The organism is Cellulophaga sp. F20128, assembly GCF_023015805.1.
Taxonomy (GTDB): domain Bacteria; phylum Bacteroidota; class Bacteroidia; order Flavobacteriales; family Flavobacteriaceae; genus Cellulophaga.
Window position 1 is genome coordinate 1 of record NZ_JALKBA010000005.1, and the last position, 12,592, is coordinate 12,592.

The following is a 12,592-nucleotide window of genomic DNA, read 5'->3' on the forward strand; positions in this document are numbered from 1 at the left end:
AACCGTCAACCAACAACGATCAACCATTATAAAGCATTTAGATTTCCAAAGTTCTCGATACAATTTTTCGTGCCTCAAAATCACTCGAACTGACAGTGCCTATTAACCATCAACAGTCAACGAACAACAGTCAACGAACAACAGTCAACCATTTTAAAGCATTTAGATTTCAAAAGTTCTCGATACAATTTTTCGTGCCTTAAAATCACTCGAACTGACAGTGCCTTATATCCATCAACCAAAAACGGTCAACCACTATAAACCATTTAGATTTTAAAAGTTCTCGATACAATTTTTCGTGCCTCAAAATTACTCGAACTGACAGTGCCTAAAAACCATCAACCGTCAACGAACAACAGTCAACCACTATAAAAAATTTGGATTTCAAAAGTTCTCGATACAATTCTTCGTGCCTCAAAATCACTCGAACTGACATTCCCTATTAACCATCAACCATCAACCAACAACGGTCAACCATTATAAAGCATTTGGATTTTAAAAGTTCTCGATACAATTTTTCGTGCCTCAAAATCACTCGAACTGACATTGCCTAATAACCAACAACCAACAAAGATCAACCAGTAACTTTAACAGGTCATTCGAATCTTTATCCCAAAGTATCCAAAGCCATTTAGACCACCCCTATTACCCAAACTGACCAGCTCTACAACCAACTATTTTAAAATGAAGAGAAGGTTTCTTTTTAAATAAGATACAATTCAACGGAATTAACGTTGCTTTAAAATAAAAAAACAAGGTAATTCCCTTTCATTTAATGATATTTGTACTTCAAAATTTACATATGAATAGTACTACATTACAACTCAACCCAGATTTTCATATTTTAGTTACTGGTGGCGCTGGCTTTATCGGTTCTAATTTATGCGAAACACTGTTAGAAAACGGCAATAAAGTAAGCTGTTTAGACAATTTTGCAACTGGGAAAAGAGAAAATATAAATCACTTGCTTTCCAATAACAAATTTTCCTTGATTGAAGGAGACATTAGAAACCTTGAAGATTGTCACAAAGCATGTACCGGTGTAGATTATATCTTACACCAAGCTGCATTGGGTTCTGTACCAAGATCTATAAATGACCCTATTACTACCAATGATGTCAATGTATCTGGCTTTTTAAATATGTTGGTAGCTGCAAGAGATGCTAAAATAAAACGTTTTGTATATGCTGCGAGCTCCTCTACCTATGGTGATTCTAAAGGACTTCCAAAGGTTGAAGATGTTATTGGAAAACCGCTATCTCCTTATGCCATTACAAAGTATGTAAATGAATTGTATGCCGACATTTTTTCTAAAACCTATGGTTTAGAATGTATCGGTCTGCGTTATTTTAATGTATTTGGTAGAAAACAAGATCCTAATGGTGCCTATGCTGCCGTAATCCCTAAATTTGTAATGCAATTTATGAATTATGAGTCGCCCGTAATTAATGGAGATGGCACCTATTCTAGAGACTTTACCTATATTGACAATGTATTACAGATGAATATTAGAGCCTTAGTATCTACAAATACAGCTGCGGTAAATACAGTGTACAATGTTGCCTATGGCGAACGTACAGATCTAAAAGAATTAACTTCATTGTTACGAGAATATTTAGGAGAATTTGACGCTAAAATAAAGGAGGTAGACGTTATTCACGGTCCAAACAGACAAGGAGATATTCCTCATAGTTTAGCCTCAATTGATAAAGCAAAAGAATTATTAGGATACAGCCCTGAATTCAATATTAAAAATGGTTTAAAAGAAGCCGTTCAATGGTATTGGAAAAATTTAAAATAGTTTTAGCATGAATTTAACCGTTATTGGTACTGGTTATGTTGGCCTTGTAAGTGGGAGTTGTTTTGCAGAAATGGGAAATACGGTTACCTGTATTGACGTAGATACAACAAAAATAGACAACCTAAAAAAAGGAATCATTCCTATTTATGAACCCGGTTTAGAAGCTATGGTACTGCGAAATGTGACGAACAAAACCTTGCATTTTAGTACGAATTTAAAGGCGCATTTAAAAAAATGTGATATCGCATTTATTGCCGTTGGAACGCCAATGGGCCAAGACGGATCTGCAGATTTACAATATGTACTTCAGGTGGCTAAGGAAATAGGCAGGCACATGCAACAGGATTTAATCATTGTAGATAAATCTACGGTACCTGTGGGCACAGCAGATAAAGTAACGGCTACTATTCAAAAAGAACTAGAAAACAGAAACCTTGCTCTAAATTTCAGTGTGGTCTCTAACCCTGAATTTTTAAAAGAAGGAGATGCTTTAGCTGATTTTATGAAACCTGATAGGGTTGTAATTGGTTCTAACAATGAAATGGCTTCAGAAAAAATGAGAACCTTGTACGCTCCCTTTTTTAGGAGCAGTATGGATCGTTTTATAACGATGGATGTACGTTCTGCAGAAATGACAAAATATGTTGCCAATGCAATGCTAGCTACTAAAATTTCATTCATGAATGAAATTGCCAATATTTGTGAATTGGTGGGGGCCGATGTCAACAAAGTACGCATTGGTATTGGATCGGATAGTAGAATTGGCTACAGTTTTATCTACCCAGGTAGTGGTTATGGAGGTTCATGTTTTCCTAAAGACGTTAAAGCCTTACAGAAAACGGCCGAAGCCAATGGATATACCGCAAAACTAATTGGCGCTGTGGAAGCTGTAAATAATGCTCAAAAATTCATTATTGCCAATAAAGTTATCCAACGTTTTGGAGAAGATTTAACAGGAAAAACCTTTGCTGTATGGGGCTTGGCTTTTAAACCTGAAACAGATGATATGCGAGAAGCTCCTTCTATCTATACCATACAGGAACTCACCAAAAGAGGGGCTAAAATACAAGCCTATGACCCCAAAGCAATGGATGAGGCGCAACATTTCTACCTAAAGGACGTTAAAGATATTGTTTACTGTGATTCTAAGTACAAAACCTTGGCCAATGCAGATGCAATGATTCTGTTAACCGAATGGAAAGAATTTCGTTCACCAGATTTTGAAGAATTAAAAGTACAGTTAAAACAGCCTATTATTTTTGATGGACGTAACCAATACAATCATGGGTTACTCACCACAAAAGGCTTTGAATATTACCAAATTGGAAAAAAATAATTAGTAGTTATAGAATTAAAAGATATGTCAGGAATTAAAATAGGAGTTATAGGATTAGGATATGTTGGCTTGCCATTAGCGCGTTTATTTGCCACCAAATACCCCGTAATTGGTTTTGATATTAATGAAGTTAGAATTAAAGAACTACAAACCGGAGTAGACAATACCCTAGAGGTAGAAAATGAAGTGCTACAGCAAGTATTGTGTACTACCCCACAAATGGATACGGGTTTGTATTGTTCTAACAAATTAGAGGATATTGCAGACTGCAACTATTATGTAGTGACCGTGCCAACTCCTGTAGATAAAAATAACAGACCCGATTTAACACCCTTATACAAGTCTAGTGAGACGGTTGCCAAGGTCTTAAAAAAAGGTGATATTGTAATCTATGAATCTACGGTTTACCCTGGTGTTACGGAAGATGAATGTGTACCGGTATTGGAAAAAATTAGTGGATTACAATTTAATGTCGATTTTTTTGCTGGCTATTCTCCAGAACGTATTAACCCAGGAGACAAAGAACATACGGTAGAAAAAATATTAAAGGTTACCGCTGGTTCCACCCCAGAGATAGGAATTAAAGTAGATGATTTATACAAGTCTGTGATCACGGCAGGTACCCATCTTGCCCCTACTATTAAGGTAGCGGAGGCCGCGAAAGTAATTGAAAATTCGCAACGTGATATTAATATTGCCTTTGTAAACGAATTGGCTAAAATTTTCAATTTAATGGATATAGATACCCATTCTGTATTGGAAGCTGCGGGTACCAAATGGAATTTCTTACCCTTTAAACCAGGCTTGGTAGGTGGACATTGTATTGGTGTAGATCCTTATTATTTAGCACAACGCGCACAAGAATTTGGGTACCACCCAGAAATTATATTGGCCGGGAGACGATTAAACGATAGTATGGGCGCCTATGTAGCTTCTGAAGTTATAAAAATAATGGTGCGCGAAGACATCAAAATAAAAAACGCCAATATCTTGGTATTGGGCATCACCTTTAAAGAAAACTGCCCTGATGTTCGTAATACACGAGCGGTAGATGTTATTCACCAATTGCAGAGTTTTGGAACCAAAGTTACGGTCTACGACCCTTGGGCCAAACCTTCTGAAGTACAACATGAATACAAATTAGAGACTACCAAGGAACTCCCAACTCAAAAATATGATGCGGTGGTATTAACAGTGGCTCATAAAGAGTTTTTGTCCCTAGATTTAAAATCACTCTTGGTACCCAACGGGGTTTTATACGACGTAAAAGGAATTTTAAAACGCAGCGAAGTTCACGGAAGACTTTAAAATAATACCCTAATCTCAAATATTTTAAATTATTTATTTTAAAAAATGTCCTTAAAAAAACAAGCAATCGTCGGTACTTTTTGGATTGCACTTAATCAATATAGTTCCGTTCTAATTAACTTAATTGTTTCAATAATTTTAGCAAGACTTTTAGATCCAAAAGACTTTGGGTTAATTGCTATGATTGGAATATTTATGGGAATTGGAAATATTTTGATGAGTTCAGGGTTAGGACAGTCTTTAATAAGGAGTACCAATCCAGATCAAGAAGACTATTCGACTGTTTTCTTTTTTAATTTTGGAGGAAGTATTATAATGTATTTAATCCTTTATTTTACAGCACCATTAATCGCTCAATTTTACAAGGAAGAAGCGTTAATTAATATCATAAGAGTATTTACTATCTCATTTATAATAAACTCATTTTCAATGGTTCAGTTTACTCGATTAACCAAGGAAATGGATTTTAAAACACAAATGAAGGTATCAATCCCATCTTTAATTATAGGAGGATTATTAGGTATAATTATGGCATACAATGGCTATGGTGTTTGGTCACTTGTTTATATGACTTTAGTATCTTCAATTTTAGGTGTTATACTAATTTGGGTAAGAACGAAATGGTCGCCTTCTTTTGTTTTTAATATAAAAAAATTTAAGTATCATTTTAATTATGGATATAAATTAACTTTAGCTGCAATTATTGATGTTATCTTCAACAATGCATATGTATTATTAATAGGTAAATATTTTTCGACAACGCAGGTAGGTTATTATGATAGAGCTAATAACTTAAAACAATTACCTGTGCAAAATATTTCAAATATTATCCATAAGGTAACATTTCCTTTATTTGTTAAAATAAAAGATAATGATGAAAAATTAAAAGATGTTTATCAAAGAATTTTAAAGCTTGTTATATTTATTGTAGCTCCAATAATGATTTTAATGGCAGTGTTGGCAGAACCATTATTTAGGTTTGTTTTAACTGAAAAATGGCTTCCTGCCGTTCCCTACTTTCAAATACTTTGTATTAATGGAATTTTGTTTCCTATACACTCCTATAATCTAAATGTATTAAAAGTTAAAGGAAGAACAGATTTATATTTAAAAATAGAAATTATTAAAAAAATTGCAATATTAGTTATAATTTCTATTAGTTTTCAATTTGGAATATATGGACTACTTTATGGTAGTGTAGTTCTTTCAATAATTGATTTTTTTATAAATACACATTATACCAAAAAAATTCTTAATTATTCTAGCTGGGAACAAATAAATGACCTTATACCTATGATTATTTCCTCAATTTTTTGTGGGTTTATAATTTACATAGAGGACTATTTTTTAAAGGATTTTCTAACCTACGATATTGTAAGATTGATTACAGGCAGTATGTTAGGAGTATTAATTTATCTGTTTATTGCTTATCTATTAAAAATGAGTGCTTTAAATGAAATCGTAATTATTATAAAAGAGAACCATAACAATAAAACAAACAAAACATTATGAACTTTTTAAAAAAAATATACATACATATTTATGGTTATTTCAACAATTTAATCATTTGGATTTTTGGTTTATTTAGAAGTGAAATAAAAACATTTTGGTTTGATGATGCTAACAATTTTGGAGATATTTTAACTCCTTATATTTTCAAAAGTTTCGGACAATTAAAAATAAAAAAAATAGACCCAAAGTATTATTTATTTACTAATTACCTTACAATAGGATCTATATTAACATTATCAAATAAGAAATCTATAATTTGGGGATCTGGTTTTATAAGTGCAAATAGCGTATTTAAATATGGTAAACCTGCGAAAATTTTAGCAGTAAGAGGTCCTAAAACAAGGAAAAGAATTTTAGAATTAGGTGTTGATTGCCCTGAAGTGTACGGTGATCCTGCATTACTTTTACCTAATTTTTATAAACCCAAAACAACAATAAAAAAGTATAAGCTTGGAATCATTCCTCACTACAAAGATAAAATCAGTAGTTTTTTAGAAAATTTTAATGAGGATGAAGTTTTAATAATTGATATTCAAAATCCAAATATTTTTGAGTTTATTGACTTAATTAATCAATGTGAAAAAATTGTTTCTAGTTCGCTCCATGGTTTGATTGTAGCTGACGCTTATCAAATACCTTCTCTTTGGATTCAGTTTTCAAATGAAATAATTGGCGATGGATTTAAATTCTTAGATTATTTTGAATCCGTAAACCGAAGGGATACCAAACCAGTCATAATTGATAAAAGTATTAATGCTAAAGATCTATTAACCTGTTTCAAAGAGTATAGAATAAAAATTGATTTAAATAAATTAGCAGAGAGTTGCCCATTTAAAAATAAAGAGTTAGAAAAATTCATAAGTAGTTTTTAAGTATGAAAGATATTGCCTTTGTAATAGAATCACTGCAGTGTGGAGGTGCTGAAAAAAGCTTAGTCACGCTATTAAATGTATTAGATTACAATACATTTAATGTTGATTTAATTTTATTTAAAAAAGGTGGTGAATTTGAAAAATTTGTACCTAAACAGGTTGTAATAAATTATATTCAACCCCAAAAAGAATCAAAAAAAATTGTTGGTTTTTATAGTCGCTTAAAATTTTGGATTAAAAAAAAAGTAACCAAACAACATGTTGCTCAAAGCTATTGGGGTGTCTTTAATCATACAATTTCAAATTTCAACAAAAACTACGACATCGCTATTGCTTATAATCAAGGCTTTGCAACCTATTATACAGCAACTAAAATGTCAGCAAAAATAAAATTTGCATGGTTAAATACAGATTATAAAAATGCTGGATACCATATTAAGTTTGACCTTCCGTATTATAATTGTTACAACAATATTGTTTGTGTTTCAAAAGAAAGTGAATTGTCTCTAAATGGAGAGATACAACGTATAAATAAAAATAAATTACCAACCATAGTTATAAAAGACATTTCAGATCAAGATTTTATAAATAAAATGAGTATTGAAAATACTGGATTTAATTACAATACCAAATTTACCAACATACTTACTGTTGGGCGTTTAGCAAAAGCTAAGGGATATCATCTTGCTGTTGAAAGTTGTAATATTTTAGTAAATAAAGGTTACCCAGTAAAATGGTATGTTATTGGAGATGGTCCACAACGTAATGATATCGAAAATTTAATTAAGGATAAAAATCTTCAAGAGCATTTTTTCCTTTTAGGGTTTAAAGAAAACCCATACCCTTTTATGAAAACCTGTAATTTATATGTACAAACTTCATTATTTGAGGGGTTAGGGTTAACTGTTATTGAGGCAACTATATTAAATAAACCCATTGTAACTACAAATTTTCCAACTGCTACTTCAATTATTGAACATGGTAAAACCGGATTAATTTGTGATATGAATGCCAATGACATTTCAATGAATATTCAAAAATACCTTGATAACGATTTATTAAAAGACAATGTTATTAAAAATTTATCATTGCTGAAAAATAATGATAAAGAGCAATCCCTAAAAAAAGTAAATGAATTGTTAAATAATTGTATTTAATTTATGAAAATAAAAACCATCACCTGCCATGAAGTGTACAATCATGGAGCTAGTCTACAAGAATATGCTTTACTCACCTATTTGGAAAAGCAAGGACATAACGCCGAAACCATCCATTATAAACCCTATTTTTTAAGCAATCATTTTAAATTATGGGGGGTATCTAACCCTAGGTTTTCTAAAAACTTTCTGTTACGCTTAATTTATATTGCCTTAAAACTTCCCCGGCGCTTGGGTAATCTAAGACGAAAAAAACAGTTTGATTTATTTTCACAAAGGCACATTAAAGCAACCACAAAACTGTATAAAACCAATGAAGATCTAAAAAAGGACCTGCCAGAAGCAGATGCCTATATTTGTGGTAGTGACCAAATTTGGAATTCCTTTTTTGAAAACGGAAAAGACCCCGCTTTTTATTTGGACTTTGTACCTGATCATAAATTGAAGCTATCGTATGCCGCTAGTTTTGCGATAGACGAATTAGAGGAAGACATTAAACCCTTTGTAAAGCAAAAAGTAGGAAGGTTAAACCATATCTCTGTACGAGAATCTTCAGGAAAAAAAATCCTGGAAAATTTAGGTTTTACCAATGCCCACCAGGTATTAGACCCTGTGTTTTTATTAGAACCATCAAGCTATGCAAAATTGGAGGATAATAGCGTAGAAAAAAACAACTATGTATTTGTATATGACTTTGATTCTAACCCACTGATTCAGCAAATGGCGGAACAATTAAAAAAAGAGCATGGCTGGGATATTATTACTGTTAATGAATTGATTAATTATGCCGATAAAAATTACTTTTTAAAAGGACCTGATAAATTTTTAACTTTAATTAAAAATGCAAGTTTTGTAATTTCTAACAGTTTTCATGCAGTTGCATTTTCTATAATTCTTCAAAAAGACTTTGTTGTTTTCAACAGGTCTTATAAGATTAATACGCGTATGAGAGATATGTTAGGATCCATTGGTTTAGAGCAATTATTAATTTTAAATGAAGATATGGTACAAAATCATCAAATTAATGCAATTAACTTTTCTAAGGCACAAGAGAAATTAGATGTTTTAATACATGCATCTAAAACATACCTAAACAACGCTTTAAAACAATAATTGATGACTAAAATAGTCTATATCACAAACGGAGTTTCTGGCCCTGGCGGTTTAGAACGTGTCCTTTCTATTAAGACGAGTTATTTTGCAGATGCTATGCAGTATGATGTGCATATCATAGCTTTGAATAATGACAGTTCCGATTTGTTTTATAATTTTAGTAAAGCCATTACTTTTCATAACGTTAAGGCAACAGGTAATCCGCTTTCATATCTAAAACAGTATAGAAAAGGAATTAAACAGGCATTGAATGCACTGCAACCAGATGTAGTTTGTGTGTGCGATGACGGACTTAAAGGCCTACTCCTACCCTATATTGTAGGCAAGCCTTTTCCAATGGTCTATGAGCGTCATGCATCCAAAAATATAGAAATAAAAAGTGACAACTATTCATTTTTGAATTCGCTTAAAAATAGGCTAAAATTTAGGCTTATGGATCTAGGCGCTGCAAAATACGATACATTTGTAGTGCTTACCCACGGCAATACCAAAGAGTGGCACCTAAAAAATATACAAGTAATTCCAAATCCTTTATCTTTTTTTCCTGCCCATGAAGAACTTAGCAAGCTAACCAATAAAAAAGTATTGGCCGTAGGCAATCACGGATACCAAAAAGGATATGATAGACTATTACAAAGCTGGAAGCTAGTTAATAACAAGCATCCGGATTGGATGCTAGAGATTTATGGTAAAATTGATGCGGAGGAAAAACATAAAAAACTAGCAAAAGAATTAGGAGTATCACATTCAGTTATAATACACCCACCAATTAAAAATATAGCCGATAAATACCAAGAGGCTTCCATTTATGTAATGCCTTCAAGGTCTGAAGGTTTTGGTATGGTGCTAATAGAAGCTATGGCTTATGGGGTCCCTTGCATTTCTTTTGATTGTCCTTCTGGGCCAAAGGACATTATTACAAATGAAAAGGATGGCTATTTAATTGAAAATGGAGAAATAAAAGTTTTTGCCTCAAAAATATGTGAATTAATAGAAAATAATGACCTAAGAGTAGAAATGGGTAAAAATGCAAGACTAAAAGCTGAAAAATATTTACTAAAAAATATAATTCCTTTGTGGGAAGAATTGTTTCAGAAATTAAAACAAGACTAAATGAAGATTGTATTTTTTATAGATCAGGTGTATTTGCATGGGGGTATAGAACGTGTATTGTCTATTAAGGCAAACTATTTAGCCGAAAACCCAACTAATAAAATACATATTATAACATCAGAACAAAAGCAAAACACACCTTGTTATACATTTAATCCTGCTATTCACTTTTTAGATTTGGATATTAATTACGTAAGAGACAAATCTTATTTTCACCCTACAAACCTGAGGAAACTACCAGAGCATATTAGAAAAACCAAACAACTTTTAAAAAAAATAAAACCTGATGTTGCGGTGGTGTGCAGCCATAGTACAGACACCTACTTTATGCCTTTTATTGTAAAACGCATTCCTAAAATCAAAGAATTCCACTACTCTAAGTCTATAGAAGTAAAAAAACGAAAAAATCCAAAAAATAATTTTAAAAAATATTTTATAAAATTTGCAGACTTTGTAGAAACAAAATATGATACTTTGGTGGTATTAAACAAAGATGAGCAAGCCTACTATACCTCTAACAATACCGTTGTAATACCAAACCCACTCACATTTTACCCAGAAACAAAGGCTAGCTTGCAAAACAAAATAGTAATTGCTGCCGGAAGAATTGCTCCTGTTAAAGGCTTTGATTTATTGATTGACATCTGGGAAAAGATAGCCAATAGCAGACCAGATTGGCAATTGCATATCTATGGAGACGGCCCTGCTCCCTATGTACAACAACTGCAGCAACAAATTGATGCGAAAAATTTAAATAAAGTAATATTTCTAAAAGGTCCCACAACGAACATCAAAGAAAAAATGGTAGGAGCTTCGCTCTACGCCATGACCTCGCACAATGAGTGCTTTCCGTTGGTATTGCTAGAAGCACAAGCCTGTGGATTACCCATCATAGCCTATGACTGCCCGCATGGCCCGCGTAACATTTTATCCAAGGACAACGGAGTATTGATAGAACCCTATAATAAGGAAGCATTCAGTAAAAGTATGTTGCACTTATTTTCAAAGCCTGAACTTTTGCAAAGAATGGGAACAAATGCGGTACAAAATGCTCAAAATTATACCATCGAAAAAGTAATGACCCAATGGATACAATTATTTAAAAATTTAAAAACAAATACATAATGAGTATTTAATTTTTATACAAAAAAGTATTTGTCGATCTTAATATAGGAAATAACTAAATTTCAAAATTAGTAAAAAAAAATACTATTTATACTTGTTATATTACCTAAAGTCGAATAAAAAAGCAATATATAAAAAAGCATAGCTATGGATACCCTAATTCCTATGGAAAACTACTATGATGTATACATAAACACATGTTTATTTTTAGTCTTATTTACCATTTTCCATACATTGGTTTTAAAAATAGATTCTCCAAAAAATCAAATTTTCATCCAATTTTCTGGTTTCACCTTATTAGTTATCTTAATATTTTTTATGGGGCAAAGACCTATTAATGGTTATTATTTTGGAGATACTATTAATTACTATAGAGCCTATACTGCCTACCAATACGGCGCAGATATAAAAGAAGGCGTGGGTGATTGGGGTTGGCATTTATTTATGAAATCGGCTGCGCAATTAATGTCTGTACACACCTTTTTTACTATAATAGAGTTTCTATATATATATCCGATGTATCGCATTTCCAAGGCATTTTTTAAGGAATATTGGTATTACGCTTTTTTAATGTTTGTGGTTTCTTTTTCCTTTTGGACCTATGGGGTAAATGGAATTCGAAATGGGGCTGCAGCCTCCTTATTTCTATGGGGTGTTAGTTACCATCGTAAAAAAATATTAATGATTGGTTTTTTTCTATTAGCCATACAGTTTCATAAAACCTTGCTATTACCCATTTTAGCTTTTGCTGTTACTTTTTTATATAACAATCCTAAAGTATATCTAAAAGGTTGGTTGGCCTGTATTCCCTTATCCCTAGTAATGGGGGGGGTTTGGATTGCACTATTTGCAAGTTTAGGTTTTGGTGGCGATGATAGGTTATCTGCCTATTTATCAACTGAAGCGGCTGAAGGAACTTCCAGTACTACTGGCTTCCGTTGGGATTTTATTTTCTATAGTGCATTTGCAGTTGTTGCAGGTTGGTATTTTATTATAAAAAGAAACTATAAAGACCAAATGTATTTTCAGCTCTTTAATACCTATTTAATTTGCAATGGATTTTGGATTTTAATCATTCGTGCCAATTACTCAAATCGCTTTGCCTATTTGTCCTGGTTTATGATGGCTGTTGTTATCATATACCCCATGCTAAAACAGCAATTTTTTAAAAATCAACACTTTATGATTGGTAAAATTATCCTTGCCTATTTTGGGTTTACTTATTTAATGTATAAAATATATTATGGTTAATACA

General features: G+C 32.3%; 10 protein-coding genes. All 10 read left to right on the forward strand.

What is annotated here, in order from left to right; translation table 11 throughout:
- Positions 1–802: 802 nt before the first annotated feature.
- The 10 genes from MWU65_RS06605 to MWU65_RS06650 all read left to right on the forward strand — a co-directional run bounded on the left by MWU65_RS06605 (position 803) and on the right by MWU65_RS06650 (position 12,588).
- Positions 803–1,801 carry an SDR family oxidoreductase gene (locus tag MWU65_RS06605; protein WP_247076403.1) on the forward strand — a complete coding sequence of 333 codons (999 nt, stop codon included), beginning with the start codon at positions 803–805 and terminating at the stop codon, positions 1,799–1,801.
- Between the two features lie 7 nt (positions 1,802–1,808).
- The gene (locus MWU65_RS06610; RefSeq protein ID WP_247076404.1) at positions 1,809–3,137 is read left to right on the forward strand and encodes a UDP-glucose/GDP-mannose dehydrogenase family protein; all 1,329 of its coding nucleotides are present in this window, start codon (positions 1,809–1,811) and stop codon (positions 3,135–3,137) included.
- Between the two features lie 24 nt (positions 3,138–3,161).
- Positions 3,162–4,445 (forward strand): nucleotide sugar dehydrogenase, encoded by a 1,284-nt coding sequence (locus tag MWU65_RS06615; protein WP_247076405.1) that lies wholly within the window; start codon positions 3,162–3,164, stop codon positions 4,443–4,445.
- 45 nt (positions 4,446–4,490) lie between these two features.
- Complete coding sequence (locus tag MWU65_RS06620; protein ID WP_247076406.1) at positions 4,491–5,957, forward strand: lipopolysaccharide biosynthesis protein; 1,467 nt, start codon at positions 4,491–4,493, stop codon at positions 5,955–5,957.
- Positions 5,954–6,829, forward strand: a complete 876-nt coding sequence (locus MWU65_RS06625; protein WP_247076407.1) for a polysaccharide pyruvyl transferase family protein — start codon at positions 5,954–5,956, stop codon at positions 6,827–6,829. Before MWU65_RS06620 ends, MWU65_RS06625 begins: the two co-directional genes overlap by 4 nt.
- Before the next feature lie 2 nt (positions 6,830–6,831).
- A complete protein-coding gene (locus tag MWU65_RS06630) occupies positions 6,832–7,986 on the forward strand; it encodes a glycosyltransferase (protein WP_247076408.1) in 1,155 nt (384 codons plus the stop codon).
- Positions 7,987–7,989: 3 nt separating this feature from the next.
- On the forward strand, positions 7,990–9,099 hold the full coding sequence (locus MWU65_RS06635) for a polysaccharide pyruvyl transferase family protein (protein WP_247076409.1): 1,110 nt from the start codon (positions 7,990–7,992) through the stop codon (positions 9,097–9,099).
- Between the two features lie 3 nt (positions 9,100–9,102).
- Positions 9,103–10,212: a glycosyltransferase family 4 protein gene (locus MWU65_RS06640; RefSeq protein WP_247076410.1), complete on the forward strand. Its 1,110-nt coding sequence runs from the start codon at positions 9,103–9,105 to the stop codon at positions 10,210–10,212.
- A complete protein-coding gene (locus tag MWU65_RS06645) occupies positions 10,213–11,337 on the forward strand; it encodes a glycosyltransferase family 4 protein (protein ID WP_247076411.1) in 1,125 nt (374 codons plus the stop codon).
- Positions 11,338–11,484: 147 nt separating this feature from the next.
- A complete protein-coding gene (locus tag MWU65_RS06650; protein WP_247076412.1) occupies positions 11,485–12,588 on the forward strand; it encodes an EpsG family protein in 1,104 nt (367 codons plus the stop codon).
- Positions 12,589–12,592 lie beyond the last annotated feature (4 nt).